The organism is Enterobacter sp. RHBSTW-00175, from assembly GCF_013927005.1.
GTDB lineage: Bacteria > Pseudomonadota > Gammaproteobacteria > Enterobacterales > Enterobacteriaceae > Enterobacter.
Genome location: NZ_CP055930.1, coordinates 403,156 through 423,389, shown reverse-complemented (window position 1 = coordinate 423,389; position 20,234 = coordinate 403,156). Strand labels below are relative to the sequence as shown.

The 20,234-nt window shown below is 56.6% G+C and carries 18 protein-coding genes; 16 read left to right on the top strand and 2 right to left on the bottom strand.

Translation table 11 applies throughout. From position 1 onward, the window contains the following. Positions 1 to 35: 35 nt before the first annotated feature. From nuoG to nuoN, 8 genes are all read left to right on the top strand, one after another. Entirely contained in the window at positions 36 to 2,759 is a 2,724-nt protein-coding gene (nuoG, locus tag HV107_RS01985; RefSeq protein ID WP_182061861.1) for an NADH-quinone oxidoreductase subunit NuoG, read from the top strand. Then, positions 2,756 to 3,733 (top strand): NADH-quinone oxidoreductase subunit NuoH, encoded by a 978-nt coding sequence (gene nuoH / locus HV107_RS01980; RefSeq protein WP_006176509.1) that lies wholly within the window; start codon positions 2,756 to 2,758, stop codon positions 3,731 to 3,733. Before nuoG ends, nuoH begins: the two co-directional genes overlap by 4 nt. Before the next feature lie 13 nt (positions 3,734 to 3,746). Beyond that, positions 3,747 to 4,289: an NADH-quinone oxidoreductase subunit NuoI gene (nuoI, locus tag HV107_RS01975; protein ID WP_014071104.1), complete on the top strand. Its 543-nt coding sequence runs from the start codon at positions 3,747 to 3,749 to the stop codon at positions 4,287 to 4,289. A 10-nt stretch (positions 4,290 to 4,299) separates the two neighbouring features. Continuing rightward, positions 4,300 to 4,854, top strand: a complete 555-nt coding sequence (gene nuoJ, locus HV107_RS01970; protein ID WP_182061860.1) for an NADH-quinone oxidoreductase subunit J — start codon at positions 4,300 to 4,302, stop codon at positions 4,852 to 4,854. Continuing rightward, entirely contained in the window at positions 4,851 to 5,153 is a 303-nt protein-coding gene (gene nuoK / locus HV107_RS01965; RefSeq protein ID WP_003861496.1) for an NADH-quinone oxidoreductase subunit NuoK, read from the top strand. The genes nuoJ and nuoK overlap by 4 nt, the downstream gene beginning before the upstream one ends. Next, the gene (gene nuoL, locus HV107_RS01960) at positions 5,150 to 6,991 is read left to right on the top strand and encodes an NADH-quinone oxidoreductase subunit L (protein ID WP_182061859.1); all 1,842 of its coding nucleotides are present in this window, start codon (positions 5,150 to 5,152) and stop codon (positions 6,989 to 6,991) included. The genes nuoK and nuoL overlap by 4 nt, the downstream gene beginning before the upstream one ends. A 76-nt stretch (positions 6,992 to 7,067) precedes the next feature. Then, positions 7,068 to 8,597, top strand: a complete 1,530-nt coding sequence (gene nuoM / locus HV107_RS01955) for an NADH-quinone oxidoreductase subunit M (protein ID WP_182061858.1) — start codon at positions 7,068 to 7,070, stop codon at positions 8,595 to 8,597. Between the two features lie 6 nt (positions 8,598 to 8,603). After that, entirely contained in the window at positions 8,604 to 10,061 is a 1,458-nt protein-coding gene (nuoN, locus tag HV107_RS01950; protein WP_182061857.1) for an NADH-quinone oxidoreductase subunit NuoN, read from the top strand. 163 nt (positions 10,062 to 10,224) lie between these two features. Here nuoN and HV107_RS01945 read toward each other — a convergent pair whose 3' ends face one another. Both HV107_RS01945 and rnz read right to left on the bottom strand, forming a co-directional pair. After that, positions 10,225 to 11,229: a chemotaxis protein gene (locus HV107_RS01945; protein WP_182061856.1), complete on the bottom strand. Its 1,005-nt coding sequence runs from the start codon at positions 11,227 to 11,229 to the stop codon at positions 10,225 to 10,227. Positions 11,230 to 11,293: 64 nt separating this feature from the next. Beyond that, positions 11,294 to 12,211 (bottom strand): ribonuclease Z, encoded by a 918-nt coding sequence (gene rnz / locus HV107_RS01940; RefSeq protein ID WP_182061855.1) that lies wholly within the window; start codon positions 12,209 to 12,211, stop codon positions 11,294 to 11,296. Between the two features lie 72 nt (positions 12,212 to 12,283). On the opposite strand from rnz, the gene HV107_RS01935 reads away from it, so the two are divergent. The 8 genes from HV107_RS01935 to menE all read left to right on the top strand — a co-directional run bounded on the left by HV107_RS01935 (position 12,284) and on the right by menE (position 20,207). Next, a complete protein-coding gene (locus HV107_RS01935) occupies positions 12,284 to 12,745 on the top strand; it encodes a GNAT family N-acetyltransferase (protein WP_182061854.1) in 462 nt (153 codons plus the stop codon). A 53-nt stretch (positions 12,746 to 12,798) separates the two neighbouring features. Next, on the top strand, positions 12,799 to 13,104 hold the full coding sequence (gene elaB / locus HV107_RS01930; protein ID WP_182061853.1) for a stress response protein ElaB: 306 nt from the start codon (positions 12,799 to 12,801) through the stop codon (positions 13,102 to 13,104). A gap of 98 nt (positions 13,105 to 13,202) precedes the next feature. After that, positions 13,203 to 14,498 (top strand): isochorismate synthase MenF, encoded by a 1,296-nt coding sequence (menF, locus tag HV107_RS01925; protein WP_182061852.1) that lies wholly within the window; start codon positions 13,203 to 13,205, stop codon positions 14,496 to 14,498. Positions 14,499 to 14,586: 88 nt separating this feature from the next. Continuing rightward, entirely contained in the window at positions 14,587 to 16,257 is a 1,671-nt protein-coding gene (menD, locus tag HV107_RS01920) for a 2-succinyl-5-enolpyruvyl-6-hydroxy-3-cyclohexene-1-carboxylic-acid synthase (protein ID WP_182061851.1), read from the top strand. Beyond that, positions 16,254 to 17,030 carry a 2-succinyl-6-hydroxy-2,4-cyclohexadiene-1-carboxylate synthase gene (menH, locus tag HV107_RS01915; RefSeq protein WP_182061850.1) on the top strand — a complete coding sequence of 259 codons (777 nt, stop codon included), beginning with the start codon at positions 16,254 to 16,256 and terminating at the stop codon, positions 17,028 to 17,030. Before menD ends, menH begins: the two co-directional genes overlap by 4 nt. Continuing rightward, on the top strand, positions 17,027 to 17,884 hold the full coding sequence (gene menB / locus HV107_RS01910; RefSeq protein WP_182061849.1) for a 1,4-dihydroxy-2-naphthoyl-CoA synthase: 858 nt from the start codon (positions 17,027 to 17,029) through the stop codon (positions 17,882 to 17,884). Before menH ends, menB begins: the two co-directional genes overlap by 4 nt. Continuing rightward, the gene (gene menC / locus HV107_RS01905) at positions 17,884 to 18,849 is read left to right on the top strand and encodes an o-succinylbenzoate synthase (RefSeq protein WP_182061848.1); all 966 of its coding nucleotides are present in this window, start codon (positions 17,884 to 17,886) and stop codon (positions 18,847 to 18,849) included. Before menB ends, menC begins: the two co-directional genes overlap by 1 nt. Further along, complete coding sequence (gene menE / locus HV107_RS01900; protein WP_182061847.1) at positions 18,846 to 20,207, top strand: o-succinylbenzoate--CoA ligase; 1,362 nt, start codon at positions 18,846 to 18,848, stop codon at positions 20,205 to 20,207. Before menC ends, menE begins: the two co-directional genes overlap by 4 nt. The last annotated feature ends 27 nt before the right edge of the window (positions 20,208 to 20,234 follow it).

Here is a 20,234-nt window from a genome sequence, read left to right as displayed (position 1 = left end):
CTCAGAGCTAATCTGAGCCAACTGGAAGCATGCTAATGGCTACGATTCATGTAGACGGCAAAGAATACGAGGTCAACGGGGCGGACAACCTGCTAGAAGCTTGTCTGTCGCTCGGCCTTGATATTCCGTACTTTTGCTGGCATCCGGCGCTGGGCAGCGTCGGTGCTTGCCGCCAGTGTGCGGTGAAGCAATATCAAAACGCGGAAGACACGCGTGGTCGCCTGGTGATGTCCTGTATGACGCCAGCTACCGAAGGCACCTTTATTTCGATTGACGATGAAGAAGCCAAACAGTTCCGCGAAAGCGTTGTGGAATGGTTGATGACCAACCACCCGCACGATTGTCCGGTCTGTGAAGAGGGCGGTAACTGCCACCTTCAGGATATGACCGTTATGACCGGTCACAGCTTCCGTCGCTATCGCTTTACCAAACGTACCCACCGCAATCAGGATCTGGGGCCGTTCATCTCTCACGAAATGAACCGCTGCATCGCCTGCTACCGCTGTGTGCGTTACTACAAAGACTATGCAGACGGTCAGGATCTGGGCGTATATGGCGCACATGACAACGTCTACTTCGGTCGTCCGGAAGACGGTACGCTGGAAAGCGAATTCTCCGGTAACCTGGTAGAAATCTGCCCGACCGGCGTATTCACGGACAAAACCCACTCCGAGCGCTACAACCGTAAATGGGACATGCAGTTTGCACCAAGCATCTGCCAGCAGTGCTCCCTTGGTTGTAACACCAGCCCGGGTGAACGTTACGGCGAACTGCGTCGTATCGAAAACCGCTATAACGGTACCGTTAACCACTACTTCCTGTGCGACCGTGGTCGTTTCGGTTATGGCTATGTGAACCTGAAAGACCGTCCGCGTCAGCCGGTTCAGCGCCGTGGCGATGACCTGATCACCCTGAACGCTGAACAAGCGATGCAGGGCGCGGCAGATATTCTGCGCCAGTCGAAGAAAGTGATCGGTATCGGCTCCCCACGTGCCAGCGTCGAAAGTAACTTCGCGCTGCGTGAACTGGTTGGAGCTGAAAACTTCTACACCGGTATCGCCCAGGGCGAGCAGGAACGTCTGCAACTGGTGCTGAAAGTGCTGCGCGAAGGCGGTATTCATACTCCTGCGCTGCGCGAAATCGAATCCTATGATGCAGTTCTGGTGTTAGGTGAAGACCTGACTCAGACCGGCGCTCGCGCGGCTCTGGCGGTTCGCCAGGCGGTGAAAGGTAAAGCACGCGAAATGGCGGCAGCCCAGAAAGTGGCTGACTGGCAGATTGCGGCAATCCTGAATATCGGCCAGCGCGCCAAGCATCCTCTGTTTGTTACCAGCATTGATGATACCCGTCTGGATGATATCGCAGCGTGGACCTACCGCGCGCCGGTTGAAGACCAGGCCCGTCTCGGCTTTGCCATTGCACACGCGCTGGACAGCAACTCTCCGGCAGTTGAACTGGATCGCGACCTGCAAAACAAGGTTGACGTGATTGTTCAGGCGCTGGCGGGTGCGAAGAAACCGCTGATTATTTCCGGTACTAATGCCGGTAGCGTTGAGATCGTTCAGGCTGCAGCAAACGTTGCCAAAGCCCTGAAAGGCCGCGGTTCAGACGTTGGCGTGACCATGATTGCCCGTGCGGTGAACAGCATTGGCCTGGGTATGATTGGCGGCGGTTCTCTGGACGCAGCGTTAAGCGAACTGGAAACCGGTGCTGCTGACGCGGTTATCGTGCTTGAGAACGACCTGCATCGTCATGCCTCTGCGGCACGCGTTGACGCTGCGCTTGCAAAAGCACCGCTGGTGATGGTGATTGACCATCAGCGCACCGCGATTATGGATAAAGCGCACCTTGTGCTCTCTGCGGCAAGCTTCGCAGAAAGCGACGGTACGGTGATTAACAACGAAGGCCGCGCACAGCGCTTCTTCCAGGTTTATGACCCGGCGTACTACGACAGCAACACCATTATGCTGGAAAGCTGGCGCTGGCTGCACTCCCTGGACAGCACCGTGCAGAGCCGTGAAGTGGACTGGACGCAGCTTGACCACGTTATCGACGCGGTTGTGGAAAAACTGCCTCAGCTGGCGGGCATCAAAGATGCTGCACCTGACGCAAGCTTCCGTATTCGCGGCCAGAAACTGGCGCGTGAACCACACCGTTACAGCGGTCGTACCGCAATGCGTGCCAACATCAGCGTGCATGAACCTCGTCAGCCGCAGGACAAAGACACGATGTTCGCCTTCTCTATGGAAGGGAACAACCAGCCGTCTGCGCCGCGCTCTCAGGTTCCGTTCGCATGGGCACCGGGCTGGAACTCCCCACAGGCATGGAACAAGTTCCAGGCAGAAGTGGGCGGCTCCCTGCGTCACGGCGATCCGGGTGTGCGTCTGATTGAAGCCTCCGAAAGCGGTCTGGATTTCTTCAGCGCCGTACCGGCAAGCTTCCAGGCTCAGGAAGGTAACTGGCGTATTGCGCCGTACTACCATCTGTTTGGTAGCGACGAAATGTCCCAACGTTCTCCTGTATTCCAGCAACGTATGCCGCAGCCTTACATCAAGCTCAACCCGGCAGACGCCGCGAAGCTTGGCGTGAATGCGGGCGCGAACATTGCCTTTAGCTACGATGGCCAGACAATCAGCCTGCCGCTGATTATCTCCGAAGGTCTGACAGCAGGGCAGGTGGGTCTGCCAATGGGGATGCCTGGCATCGCTCCGGTACTGGCGGGCGCGCGTCTTGATAACTTGCAGGAGGCAAAAGCATGAGTTGGTTAACGCCGGACCTTATCGACATCCTGCTGAGCATTCTGAAAGCGGTTGTGATTCTGCTGGTGGTGGTCACCTGCGGTGCATTCATGAGCTTTGGTGAACGTCGTCTGCTCGGTCTGTTCCAGAACCGATACGGACCGAACCGCGTGGGCTGGGGTGGTTCACTCCAGCTGGTCGCGGACATGATCAAGATGTTCTTTAAAGAGGACTGGATCCCGCGCTTCTCGGATCGCGTGATCTTTACTCTGGCACCGATGATCGCCTTTACCTCGCTGCTGCTGGCGTTTGCTATCGTTCCTGTCAGCCCGACCTGGGTTGTGGCTGACCTGAACATCGGCATTCTGTTCTTCCTGATGATGGCAGGTCTCGCGGTTTACGCGGTGCTGTTCGCAGGCTGGTCCAGTAACAACAAATACTCCCTGCTGGGTGCAATGCGTGCTTCTGCGCAGACGCTGAGCTACGAAGTATTTCTGGGTCTTTCCCTGATGGGCGTGGTGGCGCAGGCCGGTTCATTCAACATGACCGACATCGTCAACAACCAGGCCGACATCTGGAACGTTATCCCGCAGTTCTTTGGTTTTGTTACCTTTGCTATCGCGGGCGTGGCAGTGTGTCACCGTCACCCGTTTGACCAGCCAGAAGCCGAACAGGAACTGGCCGACGGTTACCACATTGAATATTCCGGTATGAAATTCGGTCTGTTCTTCGTGGGCGAGTACATCGGTATTGTCACCATTTCCGCGTTGATGGTAACGCTGTTCTTTGGTGGCTGGCATGGCCCGTTCTTACCGCCGTTCATCTGGTTCGCGTTGAAAACCGCGTTCTTCATGATGATGTTCATTTTGATTCGTGCGTCCTTACCGCGTCCTCGTTATGACCAGGTAATGTCCTTCGGCTGGAAAGTGTGCCTGCCGCTGACGCTCGTCAACTTGTTGGTAACGGCAGCTGTCATTCTCTGGCAGCAGCCATAAGGGGCTTTAGACCATGACCTTAAAAGAATTATTGGTAGGCACCGGCACCCAGCTACGCAGTATCTGGATGATCGGCCTGCACGCGTTTGCCAAACGCGAAACCCAGATGTACCCGGAAGAGCCGGTATATCTGCCGCCGCGCTACCGTGGTCGTATTGTGCTGACGCGCGATCCGGACGGTTCCGAGCGCTGCGTTGCCTGTAACCTGTGTGCGGTAGCGTGTCCGGTAGGCTGTATCTCTCTGCAAAAAGCAGAGACGGTAGATGGCCGCTGGTATCCTGAGTTCTTCCGCATCAACTTCTCACGCTGCATCTTCTGTGGTCTGTGTGAAGAAGCGTGCCCAACCACGGCGATTCAGCTGACTCCAGACTTCGAACTGGGTGAGTACAAGCGTCAGGATCTGGTGTACGAGAAAGAGGATCTGCTGATTTCCGGTCCGGGCAAATACCCGGAATATAACTTCTACCGGATGGCGGGTATGGCAATCGACGGCAAAGATAAGGGCGAAGCAGAGAACGAAGCTAAGCCTATCGACGTCAAGAGCCTGTTACCGTAAGGAGAGGGCAATGGAATTCGCTTTTTATATCTGTGGCCTTATCGCCATCCTGGCTACGCTGCGAGTGATTACGCACACCAACCCGGTGCATGCGCTGCTCTATTTAATCATTTCGCTGCTGGCTATTTCCGGGGTGTTCTTTGCGCTGGGCGCGCATTTTGCTGGTGCGCTGGAAATCATCGTCTACGCCGGGGCCATCATGGTGCTGTTCGTCTTCGTGGTGATGATGCTGAACCTGGGCGGCTCAGAAATTGAGCAGGAACGTCAGTGGTTAAAACCGCAGGTGTGGATTGGCCCGGCAATTCTGTCGGCCATCATGCTGGCGGTGATCGTTTACGCCATTCTGGGCGTGAACGACCAGGGCATCGACGGCACGCCAATCAGCGCGAAAGCCGTGGGTATTTCCCTGTTTGGTCCGTACGTTCTGGCGGTTGAACTGGCCTCGATGCTGCTGCTGGCAGGCCTGGTTGTTGCTTTCCACGTTGGCCGCGAAGAGCGTGTTGGCGAGGTGCTGAGCAACCGCACTGACGACCGCGCGAAAAGAAAAACGGAGGAACGCGCATGATCCCCTTAACACATGGACTGATCCTCGCGGCGATTTTATTCGTTCTGGGTCTGACCGGTCTGGTTATCCGCCGCAATCTGCTGTTTATGCTGATCGGCCTGGAAATCATGATTAACGCTTCCGCGCTGGCCTTTGTGGTTGCCGGTAGCTACTGGGGCCAGACCGATGGTCAGGTGATGTACATTCTCGCCATCAGCCTCGCGGCTGCCGAAGCGAGTATTGGCCTGGCGCTGTTGTTGCAGCTCCATCGTCGCCGCCAGAACCTGAACATCGATTCAGTAAGTGAGTTGCGTGGATGAACATGCTTGCCTTAACCATTATTTTTCCGCTGATTGGCTTCGTGCTGCTGGCATTTTCTCGTGGCCGCTGGTCTGAGAATCTGTCGGCTACCGTGGGCATTGGCTCCATCGGTCTGGCGGCGCTGGTAACAGCGTACGCGGGTATCGATTTCTTCAACAACGGACGTCAGCCTTTTAGCGTGCCGCTGTGGACCTGGATGTCGGTCGGTGATTTCAACATCGGTTTCAACTTGGTGCTGGATGGTCTGTCTCTGACCATGCTCTCCGTGGTGACCGGCGTGGGCTTCCTGATCCACATGTTCGCCTCCTGGTATATGCGCGGTGAAGAGGGTTACTCCCGCTTCTTCGCCTACACCAACCTGTTTATCGCAAGCATGGTGGTTCTGGTGCTGGCCGATAACCTGCTGCTGATGTATCTGGGCTGGGAAGGCGTGGGTCTGTGTTCTTACCTGTTGATCGGTTTCTACTACACCGATCCGAAGAATGGCGCAGCGGCCATGAAAGCGTTCGTCGTGACCCGTGTGGGTGACGTGTTCCTCGCTTTCGCGCTGTTCATTCTCTACAACGAACTGGGCACGCTGAACTTCCGCGAAATGGTGGAACTGGCGCCGGCTCACTTCGAAGCAGGCAACAACATGCTGATGTGGGCAACGCTGATGCTGCTGGGTGGTGCTGTGGGTAAATCCGCACAGCTGCCGTTGCAGACATGGCTGGCAGATGCGATGGCGGGTCCAACCCCTGTCTCCGCGCTGATCCACGCAGCGACCATGGTTACCGCGGGTGTTTACCTGATTGCGCGTACCCACGGTCTGTTCCTGATGACTCCGGAAATTCTGCATCTGGTGGGTATTGTGGGTGCGGTCACGCTGGTGCTGGCAGGCTTTGCCGCGCTGGTTCAGACCGACATCAAACGTGTTCTTGCGTACTCCACTATGAGCCAGATTGGTTACATGTTCCTGGCACTGGGTGTTCAGGCATGGGACGCGGCAATTTTCCACCTGATGACGCACGCCTTCTTTAAAGCGCTGCTGTTCCTCTCATCCGGTTCCGTGATCCTGGCCTGCCACCACGAGCAGAACATCTTCAAAATGGGCGGACTGCGTAAGTCCATCCCGCTGGTGTATGTCTGCTTCCTGGTGGGCGGCGCGGCGCTGGCGGCACTGCCGCTGATTACCGCGGGCTTCTTCAGTAAGGACGAAATCCTTGCGGGTGCCATGGCGAATGGTCATATCAATCTGATGGTTGCAGGTCTGGTCGGTGCGTTCATGACCTCTCTGTATACCTTCCGTATGATTTTCATCGTATTCCACGGTAAAGAACAAATTCATGCTCACGCAGGGAAGGGGATTACCCACCACCTGCCGCTGATTGTGCTGCTGGTACTTTCCACCTTCGTTGGCGCGATGATTGTGCCACCGTTGCAGGGCGTACTGCCGGCGACAACCGAGCTTGAGCACGGTCGCGTTCTGACGCTTGAAATCACCTCTGGTGTGGTCGCTATCGCGGGCATCCTGATTGCGGGATGGCTGTGGTTGGGTAAACGTACGCTGGTAACCTCTGTTGCCAACAGTGCGCCAGGCCGTCTGCTGGGCACCTGGTGGTACAACGCGTGGGGCTTCGACTGGCTGTACGACATGATTTTCGTCAAGCCGTTCCTGGGTGTTGCGTGGCTGGTGAAACGTGATCCACTGAACAGCATGATGAATATCCCGGCGATCCTGTCCCGCTTTGCAGGTAAAGGCCTGCTGTACAGCGAGAACGGTTACCTGCGCTGGTATGTGGCGTCCATGAGCATCGGTGCGGTTGTCGTGCTGGCGCTGCTGATGGTGTTGCGTTGATCGTTAAGTGAATTTTATTCGAATTCGTTGAAAATCAGGCCCCTACTGGGGGCCTTAAAAAGGAATGTAAATCGCCATGTTACTACCCTGGCTAATATTAATTCCCTTCATCGGCGGCTTCCTGTGCTGGCAGACTGAACGCTTTGGCGTGAAGATGCCGCGCTGGATCGCGCTGATCACCATGGGATTAACGCTCGCGCTTGGTCTGCAACTCTGGTTGCAGGGTGGTTACTCTCTGACCCAGTCTGCGGGTATTCCGCAGTGGCAGTCTGAGTTTATCCTGCCGTGGATCCCACGTTTCGGCATTACGATTCACCTGGCGATCGACGGTCTGTCGCTGCTGATGGTCGTGCTGACCGGTCTGCTCGGTGTTCTGGCGGTACTTTGTTCCTGGCGAGAAATCGAAAAATACCAGGGCTTCTTCCACCTGAACCTGATGTGGATCCTGGGCGGCGTCATCGGCGTGTTCCTTGCCATCGACATGTTCCTGTTCTTCTTCTTCTGGGAGATGATGCTGGTGCCGATGTACTTCCTGATCGCGCTGTGGGGCCATAAGGCATCCGACGGTAAAACGCGTATCACGGCGGCAACCAAGTTCTTCATCTATACCCAGGCGAGTGGTCTGGTAATGCTGATTGCGATCCTGGCGCTGGTGTTTGTTCACCACAACGCGACCGGTATCTGGACCTTCAACTATCAGGATCTGCTGAAGACACCAATGTCTCACGGTGTTGAATATCTGCTGATGCTGGGCTTCTTCATCGCCTTCGCGGTGAAAATGCCGGTGGTTCCGCTGCACGGCTGGCTGCCAGATGCGCACTCTCAGGCACCAACGGCGGGTTCCGTTGACCTGGCGGGTATCTTGCTGAAAACCGCAGCCTATGGCCTGCTGCGTTTCGCTCTGCCGCTGTTCCCGAACGCCTCCGCTGAGTTCGCACCGATTGCCATGTGGCTGGGTGTGATTGGTATCTTCTACGGTGCCTGGATGGCGTTTACGCAGTACGACATCAAGCGTCTGATTGCTTACACCTCCGTTTCTCACATGGGCTTCGTGCTGATTGCTATCTATACCGGCAGCCAGCTGGCGTACCAGGGCGCGGTTATCCAGATGATTGCGCACGGTCTGTCCGCAGCCGGCCTCTTCATCCTGTGTGGCCAGCTGTACGAACGTCTGCACACTCGTGACATGCGTATGATGGGCGGCCTGTGGGGCAAAATGAAATGGCTGCCAGCGCTGTCCATGTTCTTCGCTGTTGCCACCCTGGGGATGCCAGGCACCGGTAACTTCGTCGGCGAATTTATGATTCTGTTCGGCAGCTTCAAAGTGGTTCCGGTGATTACCGTTGTCTCCACCTTCGGTCTGGTGTTTGCTTCTGTGTACTCACTGGCGATGCTGCACCGCGCTTACTTCGGTAAAGCGAAGAGTGAGATTGCTGCACAAGAACTGCCTGGGATGTCGCTGCGTGAGTTGTTCATCATCCTGTTGCTGGTCGTACTGCTGGTGCTGCTGGGCTTCTATCCACAGCCGATTCTGGATACCTCGCATTCCGCGATGGGTAACATCCAGCAGTGGTTTGTTAATTCTGCTTCTACTACAAGGCCGTAATTCGCCATGACAATAACTCCACAACAACTGATCGCGCTGCTACCGCTGCTGATCGTCGGATTGACGGTGGTGGTTGTGATGCTCTCCATTGCGTGGCGACGCAATCACTTCCTGAATGCGACCCTGTCCGTTCTGGGTCTGAACGCTGCGTTGGTTTCCCTCTGGTTTGTTGGCCAGGCGGGCGCGATGGATGTCACCCCGCTGATGCGTGTTGACGGCTATGCCATGCTATACACAGGGCTGGTTCTGCTGGCGAGTCTGGCAACCTGCACCTTTGCGTACCCGTGGCTTGAAGGCTACAACGACAACAAAGAAGAGTTTTACCTGCTGGTACTGATTGCCGCACTGGGCGGCATTCTGCTGGCGAATGCGAACCACCTGGCTGCGCTGTTCCTCGGTATTGAGCTTATCTCTCTGCCGCTGTTCGGCCTGATTGGTTACGCCTTCCGTCAGAAGCGTTCACTGGAAGCGAGTATCAAGTACACCATCCTGTCAGCGGCGGCATCATCGTTCCTGCTGTTTGGTATTGCGCTGCTGTACGCACAGTCCGGTAACCTCTCCTTCGTGGCGCTCGGCAAGAGCCTCGGCGACGGGATGCTGCACGAACCACTGCTGCTGGCAGGCCTGGGTATGATGATTGTTGGCCTTGGCTTTAAACTGTCTCTGGTTCCGTTCCACCTGTGGACGCCAGACGTATACCAGGGTGCTCCGGCACCGGTATCTACCTTCCTGGCGACGGCGAGCAAAATCGCTATCTTCGGTGTGGTGATGCGTCTGTTCCTGTACGCACCAGTGGGTGATAGTGAAGCGGTTCGCGTGGTGCTGGGCATTATCGCGTTTGTTTCCATCATCTTCGGTAACCTGATGGCGCTGAGCCAGACCAATATCAAACGTCTGCTGGGCTACTCGTCTATCTCCCATCTGGGTTACCTGCTGGTGGCACTGATCGCGCTGCAAAGCGGTGAGATGTCGATGGAAGCCGTTGGTGTGTATCTGGCAGGTTATCTGTTCAGCAGCCTCGGCGCGTTCGGCGTGGTGAGTTTGATGTCCAGCCCGTACCGTGGCCCGGATGCAGATTCACTGTTCTCTTACCGTGGTCTGTTCTGGCACCGTCCGATTCTGTCTGCGGTAATGACCGTGATGATGCTGTCCCTGGCCGGTATTCCGATGACGCTGGGCTTTATCGGTAAGTTCTACGTACTGGCAGTCGGTGTGCAGGCGGGCCTGTGGTGGCTGACCGCCGGTGTGGTGATTGGCTCCGCGATTGGTCTGTACTACTACCTGCGCGTGGCTGTGAGCCTGTACCTGAGTGCTCCTCAGCAGCTCAACCGCGATGCGCCAACCAACTGGCAGTACAGCGCCGGTGGTATTGTGGTGCTGATCTCTGCGCTGCTGGTACTGATCTTCGGTATCTATCCGCAACCGCTGATCACCATCGTGCAACACGCGATGCCGCTGATGTAAGGTGAAAGCAAAAAGGCAACGAAAGTTGCCTTTTTTAATGTTTGCGCCCTCTCCCGGTGGGAGAGGGACGGGGTGAGGGCATCAGCCCGCACAGAGTGCCCAGCGGCGCTGCGCTTGCAGGGCCTACGGGTTTTGTAGGTCGGGTAAGCGAAGCGCCACCCGGCTATGCCAGCTGCTTCCGGCTAATCAACGGCCCGTCAATCTTCTTCACCGAACGGTCCAGCACTTCCTCAATCACCGACGACAGCTCGTTCAATTCAAACTTCGCCACATATCCGTCGGCCTTCACCTTGCGGATATGATCTTCGTTGGCATTCCCTGAAAGGGACGAGTGGATCACCACCGGAATATCTTTCAGTACCGGGTCGGATTTGATTTTGCGCGTCAGCGTAAAACCGTCCATCTCTGGCATTTCGAGGTCGGTCAGCACCAGGGCGATTTTATCGGTGATTGGCACACCTTCGGCCTGCGCCTGGGCAGCGAGAACGCCAATTTTTTCCCATGCGTCTTTGCCGGTGATATGTAACTGCGCCGGGATCTCCATGGCCTGCAAGCCTTTCTCCAGCATGGAACGCGCAACTTTGGAATCTTCCGCCACGATAGCCACCGCGCCAGGCTTGATGTTGAATTTCGTGGTTTGCAGATTGGTGGCGTGTAGATCGTGGTTTGCCGGTGTGATGTCATACAGGATCTGCTCAACGTCCAGCACCATCGCCAGATCGTTGGTATCGGTCTTCTCATCAAGACAGGCAATGCTGGTGATGTACCGCCCGCTGACGGCGGTTTCCGCCGCGTGCACCTGCTTCCAGTCCAGACGCATAATGTTCTCGACTGATTCCACGGCAAAGGCCTGTACGCTGCGGGCATATTCGGTGATCAGCAGGATATTCAGCCCGGTTGTAGGCTTACAACCCGCGACGGCAGCCAGGTCGATCACCGGGATCACCTGGTCACGAATGTTCACCATCCCCATCAGCGGTGATTTCATTCCCGCGGGTTTGGTGAATTCCGGCATTGGCACAATTTCGCGCAGCTTAAAGACGTTAATGCCAAACAGCTCGGATTTGTTTGCATTCAGAGAGGTGCCAAGACGGAACAGCAACAGCTCAAAACGGTTCGACAGGGTCAGATTCGCCCTGTCATCAATATCTTTCTGGAAATTATCCATTCTACCCTCAAGTGAAATGCTGACCTTTTAATCGTTATCGGCATCCTGAGGGAAAAATGAAGGACTAAACGCTGACCTGAGTGAAATCTTCCGCCAGCTCGCAGTTTTCAAACACTTCCCGGCACTCCGCCAGCAGATTTTCACAGCCTCGGGCGTCGTAACGAGAGCTGACATGCGTCACGATCAGTTTCCTGACACCTGCTTCCAGCGCAAGCCGGGCGGCCTGGCGGGTAGAGCTATGGCCACGGCTGTTGGCTTTCTCTTCCATTGCCGTTTCGAGCGTGGCTTCATGCACCATCACATCAACACCCTGAGCAAGCTCATGTGCGTCAGGGCATGGCGCGGTATCGCCAAAAATCGCCAGCGTCTTGCCGGGCGATGGGGCCGAGAGATATTGCAGACCGTTAATCATGCGCCCGTCTTCAAGCTCGACAGTGTCGCCCAGTTTCAGCCGCTGGAACAGTGGCCCCGGGCGCACGCCATCGGCAATCAGCGCCGCGGCGTTGAGCGTACCCGGCTTATCATGCTCTTCAATGCGATAACCGTAGCACTCAACCGGGTGATTTAGCGGCCTGGCAATGACCCGATAAGCACCGTCATCGAAGACCAGCCCGTCGGCAATCTCAACCACCTCCAGCGGATAGTCGGTCCACGAACCGCTCAGACGCAGGGTCGTTTCAACAAATTCCGCGATCCCCGCAGGGCCATAAATGGTCAGGGGATTGGCATTCCCGGCCATCGAGCGGCTGCAAAGCAGGCCGGGCAGACCAAACAGATGATCACCGTGCAGATGGGTAATGAAGATTTTATCGAGCTTACCGGGATGATAAGTCGTGTGTAATAGCTGATGCTGCGTGCCTTCGCCACAGTCAAACAACCACAGCCCGCCACGGGTGGGATGCTGCAAATCCAGCAGCATGGCCGTTACATTTCGTGAGCGGGTTGGCACGCCGGCGGAAGTACCCAGAAAAATCAGTTCCATAACACAGTCAGACCCTTTGCTGAATGGGAAGGGGTTTAGTATAACGTGATGAACCCTAAGAAGGAGCCTGACATGATCCAGTGGCAAGATTTACACCATAGCGAGCTGACCACCTTTTCCCTGTACGCACTTCTGAAACTGCGTTGTGAAGTGTTCATTGTTGAACAAACCTGCCCGTATCAGGACATCGATGGTGATGACCTGATAGGGGAAAACCATCACATTCTGGGCTGGAAAGATAACGAGCTGGTCGCGTATGCGAGGATTCTGAAAAGCGAAGACGAATTTGAGCCGGTGGTGATTGGCCGCGTTATCATCAGCGGCAGCGCGCGTGGTGAAAAGCTAGGTTATCGCTTAATGGAACAAACGCTGGCTGCCTGCGAAAAACAGTGGCCAGACAAGGCGTTATACCTGGGTGCACAGGCGCATCTTCAGTCATTCTATGCGCACTTCGGGTTCGCTCCGGTGACGGATGTGTATGATGAAGACGGCATTGCGCATATCGGCATGGCGCGAGAAGCGAAACAGGCGTAATGGGGTGTCGTTGTCTATAGTTAGCGGACTGGCGTACTAACATGGAGAAAAATATGTCTTTTCATTCCTGGGAGACCCGTATCGACGACGACCTGGCTTTACTGAGCGAAACGCTGGAAGAGGTGTTACGTTCTTCAGGTGACCCCGCCGATCAGAAGTATATCGAGCTAAAAGAGCGTGCCGAGCATGCATTGCGTGACGTGCAGTCCCGCGTCAGTCAGGCTTCAGATACCTACTACTACCGCGCCAAACGCGCTGTGTATCGTACTGATGACTATGTGCATGAAAAACCCTGGCACGGCATCGGGGTTGGTGCTGCGGCGGGGCTGGTATTAGGGCTGCTGCTGGCGCGTCGTTAAGAGGTTGATGCAGACGGTAAACCACTCCCTATACGTGGGTACTGCTATTTATTATCAGTACCCCGTATAATGTGAGGTTTTAACAGGGAGAGGTTCGCGTGCAATCGATTTTCATCGCGCTGGAACGTCTGCGTGACCAGCTTGCGCAAGCACTACCGGCTACGCCCGGTTTACGTCATTTCGATGTCTCTTTCCCGCTAAATGATGCTTTTGATCCCCTGGCCTGGCTTGGCTCCCAGGCATCTTATCCCCAGTTCTACTGGCAACAGCGTAACGGCGATGAAGAGCTGGCCGCGCTGGGTGCCGTCGCACACTTTTCTTCTCTGGCTCTGGCATCACAGTTTTTAAACGCCTGTGACGCGCCGGATACCACCCGGATCTGTGGGCTTAATGCCTTTAACCCGGAGCAGGGCAGTCTGTTTTTGCCGCGCCTGCTGTGGTTACGCAATGCGGGAATAGCCACATTACGCCTGCACCTGTGGAGTGCCACTTCCCTTCAGGATGATGCGCGTCAGGCGCTGGATTTTTTACAGCAGTTGGGTGAATCCCAGCCGATTCCCGCTCTGTCGCTTCAGGCTCTCAGAGAGACGCATCAGCCCGACAAACCGGAATGGCTGCGCCTTGTCCGCCTTGCAACGCAGACCATTACGCACGGTGATTTTGAAAAGGTGGTGCTCGCCAGGGCGACAGACGTGCAGTTTAACCAGCCCGTTAACGCCATCGCACTGATGGCCGCCAGCCGGGCGCTGAATTTACATTGCTACCATTTCTGCATGGTGTTTGACGCCAGCAACGCGTTTCTGGGTTCCACGCCTGAACGCTTGTGGCGACGCCGGGGCGCACTGTTACGCACTGAGGCGCTGGCCGGGACAGTTGCCAGCCATGCTGAAGATAAACAGGCGCAGCGGCTGGGCGAATGGCTGATGAATGACGACAAAAACCAGCGCGAAAATATGCTGGTGGTAGAGGATATCTGCCAGCGTCTGCAACATCACACCCGGATGCTGGACGTTCTGCCCGCGCAGATTGTGCGTCTGCGCAAGGTGCAGCATTTGCGTCGATGTATCTGGACTGCGCTAAAACATACCGATGACGAACAATGCCTGCACGTATTGCAACCGACCGCCGCCGTGGCGGGGTTACCGCGTCAGGCGGCACGCGATTTTATCGAAAATAACGAACCGTTCGACAGAGAGTGGTATGCCGGCTCTGCCGGGTATTTATCACCCGGAAAAAGCGAGTTTTGTGTGGCGCTCCGCTCCGCACGGCTGCACAACGACGCGCTGAGGCTATATGCCGGGGCCGGAATTGTTAGCGGCTCTGACCCGGAGCAAGAGTGGCTGGAGATAGAAAATAAAGCCGCAGGGTTGCGCACTCTGCTCCTTAGGGATTAATACTGAGTCGCGCATTCCCGATTCATATCAAAATTCCATCTTTTTCTATTATTTATACTGTGTCGCAATATTGATACCGGACAATCTCATGTCAGTAAGTTCTTTTAACCGACGCTGGGCGACGGTGATCCTTGAAGCCCTGACCCGCCATGGTGTCAGGCACGTGTGTATTGCACCCGGTTCCCGCTCTACGCCGCTGACCCTTGCGGCAGCTGAAAACCGGACGTTTATTCATCACACCCATTTTGATGAGCGCGGTTTAGGCCACCTGGCGCTGGGGCTGGCAAAAGTCAGTAAAGAGCCCGTGGCGGTGATTGTTACATCCGGTACGGCGGTGGCTAACCTCTACCCGGCAATTATTGAAGCCGGGTTAACCGGTGAAAAATTGATCCTGCTAACCGCCGATCGCCCGCCAGAGCTTATTGACTGCGGCGCAAATCAGGCCATTCGTCAGCCGGGTATTTTTGCGTCTCATCCTTCGCAGAGTATTTCGTTGCCGCGCCCAACCCAGGACATCCCGGCAAGCTGGCTGGTATCGACGCTCGATCACGCGATGGGCACGCTGCGCGGTGGGGCATTGCATATCAACTGTCCGTTTGCCGAGCCGCTGTATGGCGAGCTGGATGACACTGGGCTTGAATGGCAGCAGACACTTGGCGACTGGTGGAACAGTGAAAAAACCTGGCTGCGCGAACAGACTCATCTGGAAAGCGCGAAGCAGCGTGACTGGTTCTTCTGGCGGCAAAAGCGCGGTGTGGTCATTGCCGGGCGCATGAGCGCGGCAGAAGGCAGGCAGGTGGCTGAATGGGCACGAACCCTCGGCTGGCCGCTGATTGGCGATGTCCTTTCACAAACCGGGCAGCCGCTGCCGTGCGCCGATCTCTGGCTGGGTAACGCAAAAGCGGTTACCGAGTTGGCGCAAGCGCAAATTGTCGTCCAGATTGGCTCCAGCCTCACGGGAAAACGCGTCTTGCAGTGGCAGGCCGCCTGTGAGCCGGAAGAGTACTGGCTGGTGGATCCGCTGGAAGGGCGGCTCGACCCGGCGCACCATCGTGGCCGTCGTCTGGTCAGCAGTATTGATACCTGGCTGGAACTTCACCCCGCAGAAAAACGTAAACCCTGGGCGGTGGAAATCCCCGAGCTTTCGCGCCAGGCGTGGGAGTTAACCAAATCACAGTGCGAAGGCTTTGGCGAAGCCGGGCTTGCGCATCGCATTCGTCAGTATCTGCCAGAGCAGGGGCAGCTGTTTGTCGGCAATAGCCTGGTGGTGCGTCTGATTGATGCATTCTCTAAGCTGCCTGCCGGATACCCGGTTTACAGCAACCGTGGCGCGAGCGGGATTGACGGGCTTATCTCTACGGCGGCGGGCGTGCAGCGCGCCAGTGCGAAATCGACTCTGGCGGTGGTGGGTGATCTCTCTGCACTTTACGATCTCAACGCGTTGGCGTTATTGCGCCAGGCTTCGGCTCCGTTTGTGCTGATTGTGGTGAACAACAATGGCGGGCAGATTTTCTCGTTACTGCCCACGCCGCAGAGTGAGCGCGAACAGTTCTATCTGATGCCGCAGAATGTGCAGTTTGAACACGCGGCGGCGATGTTCAGCCTGAAATATCACCGCCCTGAAAGCTGGTCAGAGCTGGAAACCGCGCTGAGTAGCGCATGGCGTCAGCCGGGTGCAACGTTGATTGAGCTGGTGGTAAATGATTCCGCCGGGGCACAGCAGCTGCAAAGTCTGTTGGCACAGGTAAGCCACCTGTGATCCTTGCGGGTGCGCAGCAGGCCGGAAAGCCAGGAACTCCCTGGCTGGTCTTTTTACATGGATTTTCAGGCGATTGCCGCGAGTGGCAGGCCGTCGGGGAATCGCTGTGTGACTCTCCCCGACTGTATCTTGATCTGCCCGGGCACGGGGGATCTGCGCATATCACTGTCTCTGGTTTTGAAGCGGTTAACGCGTTACTGGAAAATACCCTTCTTAGTTACAACATACTTAACTATTGGCTGGTGGGGTACTCTCTCGGCGGCCGCATTGCGATGTGCCATGCGGCTCAGCAACCTGCGGGGCTGTGTGGTTTGATTGTCGAAGGTGGGCATCCGGGGTTGCAAAATGCCGAAGAACGCAATGCCCGACGTCAGTCCGACGGGCGCTGGGCAACGCGTTTTCGCCAGCAGCCACTTGAGTCTGTTTTTGCCGACTGGTATCAACAGCCTGTCTTTGCATCCCTCACTGACGCACAACGTCATGACCTGATTATGCTGCGCCGCCAGAACCGCGGTGCACAGCTGGCGGATATGCTTGAGGCAACCTCGCTTGCCGTCCAGCCCGATTTGCGTGTGGCACTTCGGGCACGCGATTTCCCTTTTCACTATTTATATGGTGAACGTGATGAAAAGTTTGCCGCCATCGCGCGTGAACTGGATGCCGTTTGCCATGTGATCCCTAATGCCGGACACAACGCCCACCGGGAAAACCCGGCCGCGGTTGCCGCGAGTCTGGCTCAGATACTGCGTCTTCGAATAAAGGACTCTCTATGATCTATCCTGATGAACAAATGCTCTACGCACCGGTTGAATGGCAAGACTGCTCCGAAGGCTACACCGACATTCGTTACCACAAATCCGCTGACGGCATTGCCAAAATCACGATTAATCGCCCGCAGGTACGTAACGCCTTCCGTCCGCTGACCGTCAAAGAGATGATTCAGGCGCTGGCCGATGCGCGCTATGACGACAATATCGGGGTAATCGTTCTGACCGGCGAAGGTGACAAAGCATTCTGCGCCGGTGGCGATCAGAAAGTGCGTGGCGACTACGGCGGATATCAGGATGATGCGGGTACGCATCACCTGAACGTGCTCGATTTCCAGCGTCAGATCCGCACCTGCCCGAAACCGGTTGTTGCGATGGTGGCGGGTTACTCCATCGGTGGCGGCCACGTGCTGCACATGATGTGCGACCTGACTATTGCCGCTGAAAACGCCATCTTCGGCCAGACTGGCCCGAAAGTCGGCTCTTTCGACGGTGGCTGGGGCGCCTCCTATATGGCGCGTATCGTTGGGCAGAAAAAAGCCCGTGAGATCTGGTTCCTGTGCCGTCAGTACAATGCCCAGGAAGCTCTCGATATGGGGCTGGTTAACACCGTTGTACCGAACGCTGACCTCGAAAAAGAGACTGTGCGCTGGTGCCGCGAGATGCTGCAAAACAGCCCAATGGCACTGCGTTGCCTGAAAGCCGCTCTGAACGCTGACTGCGACGGCCAGGCCGGTTTACAGGAGCTGGCGGGTAACGCCACCATGCTGTTCTACATGACCGAAGAAGGTCAGGAAGGGCGCAACGCGTTTAACGAAAAACGCCAGCCAGACTTCAGCAAATACAAACGGAATCCATAATGCGTCGCGCGCAGGTTTATCGCTGGCAGATACCCATGGACGCGGGCGTGGTGCTGCGTGAACGGCGGTTAAAAACCCGTGACGGATTTTTCGTTTACTTACAGCAGGGCGACAATCACGGGTGGGGTGAAGTGTCACCGCTTCCGGGCTTTAGCCTGGAATCGCTGGATGACGCTCAGGCGGCGTTGCTGGCCTGGGCGAACGAATGGTGTGCGGGAGTTGATCCCGCGTTGCCTGACGTGCCTTCTGCGGCGTTCGGGATAAGCTGCGCGCTGGCAGAGCTTGACGGCAGTCTGCCTGCCGATGCGGACTACCGCACAGCACCCCTGTGTACCGGCGATCCTGATGAACTGTTTGCGCTACTCTCGGCCATGCCCAGCGAGAAAGTGGCGAAAATTAAAGTCGGATTATATGAAGCGGTGCGCGACGGAATGGTGGCTAACCTGCTGCTGGAAGCCATCCCCGACTTGCGTCTGCGTCTGGATGCCAATCGCGCCTGGACGCCGCTTAAGGCGCAGCAGTTTGCAAAGTACGTCAATCCTGCGTATCGCGACCGTATCGCCTTTCTGGAAGAACCGTGTAAAACCCGTGACGATTCGCGAGCCTTTGCCCTGGATACGGGGATCGCGATTGCCTGGGATGAAAGCCTGCGTGAGCCAGATTTTGTGTTTGCGGCGGAACCGGGCGTCAGCGCGGTGGTGATTAAGCCCATGCTGACCGGCAGCCTGGAAAAAGTACGCGAGCAGGTTTCTGCGGCACATTCCCTGGGAATGACGGCGGTGATCAGCTCGTCCATTGAATCCAGTCTTGGCCTGACGCAACTGGCGCGCATTGCCGCATGGTTAACGCCACACACCGTTCCCGGGCTGGATACGCTAAACCTGATGCAGGCGCAGCTTATCCGCCAGTGGCCTGGCAGCACGCTGCCGTGCCTGGGTGTTGAGGCGCTGGAGCCGCTGCGATGAGTTTTAGTGACTGGCCGTGGCGGCACTGGCGTGCACAATTTGCCGATAAACCGGCGCTGCGCTTAGACGACAGCGTCCTCAGTTGGGCGATGTTGTGCGCGCGTATCGATAGCCTTGCAGCCGGCTTTCATCAGCAAGGGGTAAAAGAGGGCGATGGCGTCATGCTGCTCGCCCATAACCATCCGCAGACGTTACTGGCATGGCTGGCGCTGCTGCAATGCGGTGCCCGTATTCTGCCTGTTAATCCACAGTTGCCGCGCCCACTGCTGGATGTGTTGATCCCACAGATGACGCTTCGCTTTGCGCTGGTGCTGGACGCAACCTATGACGGACTTCCGCCACTACAGATGGAGGATAGGTTTGGCGACGATGCGGTGATGTGGCAGCCTGAGCGTCTGGCTTCCATGACGCTGACGTCTGGCTCCACCGGATTACCCAAAGCGGCGGTGCATACCTGTGCTGCCCATCTTGCCAGCGCACGTGGCGTGTTGTCGTTAATGCCGTATGGCGATGAGGACGACTGGCTGCTGTCGTTGCCGCTTTTTCATGTTTCCGGCCAGGGGATCTTGTGGCGCTGGTTGCTCTCAGGGGCGCGCTTAACCGTGCGGGAAAAACAGCCGCTGGAGCAGGCATTACAGGGGTGCACTCATGCTTCACTGGTGCCCACACAGCTCTGGCGTCTGCTCAATGTCCCGCATCATATTGCGCTGAAAGCAGTTTTACTCGGCGGGGCGGCAATCCCTGTTGAGCTGACGCATAAAGCGCGGGAGCAGGGGATCCGCACGTTCTGCGGCTACGGCCTGACCGAATTTGCCTCTACCGTTTGTGCTAAAGAGGCCGACGGTGAGCCGGATGTCGGTGTCGCCCTGCCGGGCAGGGACGTGCAGGTGGTGGAAGGTGAAGTCTGGGTCAGGGCGCAGAGTATGGCCGCAGGCTACTGGCGAGACGGCGCGCTGATCCCGCTCACCAACGGTCAGGGCTGGTTTGCCACCCGCGATCGTGGGGAGTTGCATAACGGCAGGCTGTCCATCCTTGGGCGTATGGATAATCTCTTTTTCAGCGGTGGTGAAGGGGTTCAGCCGGAATCACTGGAGCGTGTTATCGCCACCCATCCGCAGATAAGCCAGGTGTTTGTCGTCCCGCTGGATGACGCCGAATTTGGCCAGCGTCCGGTGGCGGTAGTGGAATGCGAGCCGGGCACGGATATTACGCTTTTCCCTGACTGGATAAGAGATAAGCTGGCGCGTTTCCAGCAGCCCGTGCGCTGGCTGGCGTTGCCTGCAGAGCTAAAAAATGGCGGCATTAAGGTTTCGCGCCGCGCATTGCAGCAGTGGGTCAATGCAACCTTAAAGGGATAGCCACACCTGCCAGAGTATCAAATAGTT

What these genes read in the sequence shown, in the direction of transcription:
- nuoG (WP_182061861.1), top strand. Translation starts at nt 36, where the DNA reads ATGGCTACGATTCATGTAGACGGCAAAGAATACGAGGTCAACGGGGCG.
- nuoH (WP_006176509.1), top strand. Translation starts at nt 2,756, where the DNA reads ATGAGTTGGTTAACGCCGGACCTTATCGACATCCTGCTGAGCATTCTG.
- nuoI (WP_014071104.1), top strand. Translation starts at nt 3,747, where the DNA reads ATGACCTTAAAAGAATTATTGGTAGGCACCGGCACCCAGCTACGCAGT.
- nuoJ (WP_182061860.1), top strand. Translation starts at nt 4,300, where the DNA reads ATGGAATTCGCTTTTTATATCTGTGGCCTTATCGCCATCCTGGCTACG.
- nuoK (WP_003861496.1), top strand. Translation starts at nt 4,851, where the DNA reads ATGATCCCCTTAACACATGGACTGATCCTCGCGGCGATTTTATTCGTT.
- nuoL (WP_182061859.1), top strand. Translation starts at nt 5,150, where the DNA reads ATGAACATGCTTGCCTTAACCATTATTTTTCCGCTGATTGGCTTCGTG.
- nuoM (WP_182061858.1), top strand. Translation starts at nt 7,068, where the DNA reads ATGTTACTACCCTGGCTAATATTAATTCCCTTCATCGGCGGCTTCCTG.
- nuoN (WP_182061857.1), top strand. Translation starts at nt 8,604, where the DNA reads ATGACAATAACTCCACAACAACTGATCGCGCTGCTACCGCTGCTGATC.
- HV107_RS01945 (WP_182061856.1), bottom strand. Translation starts at nt 11,229, where the DNA reads ATGGATAATTTCCAGAAAGATATTGATGACAGGGCGAATCTGACCCTG.
- rnz (WP_182061855.1), bottom strand. Translation starts at nt 12,211, where the DNA reads ATGGAACTGATTTTTCTGGGTACTTCCGCCGGCGTGCCAACCCGCTCA.
- HV107_RS01935 (WP_182061854.1), top strand. Translation starts at nt 12,284, where the DNA reads ATGATCCAGTGGCAAGATTTACACCATAGCGAGCTGACCACCTTTTCC.
- elaB (WP_182061853.1), top strand. Translation starts at nt 12,799, where the DNA reads ATGTCTTTTCATTCCTGGGAGACCCGTATCGACGACGACCTGGCTTTA.
- menD (WP_182061851.1), top strand. Translation starts at nt 14,587, where the DNA reads ATGTCAGTAAGTTCTTTTAACCGACGCTGGGCGACGGTGATCCTTGAA.
- menB (WP_182061849.1), top strand. Translation starts at nt 17,027, where the DNA reads ATGATCTATCCTGATGAACAAATGCTCTACGCACCGGTTGAATGGCAA.
- menC (WP_182061848.1), top strand. Translation starts at nt 17,884, where the DNA reads ATGCGTCGCGCGCAGGTTTATCGCTGGCAGATACCCATGGACGCGGGC.
- menE (WP_182061847.1), top strand. Translation starts at nt 18,846, where the DNA reads ATGAGTTTTAGTGACTGGCCGTGGCGGCACTGGCGTGCACAATTTGCC.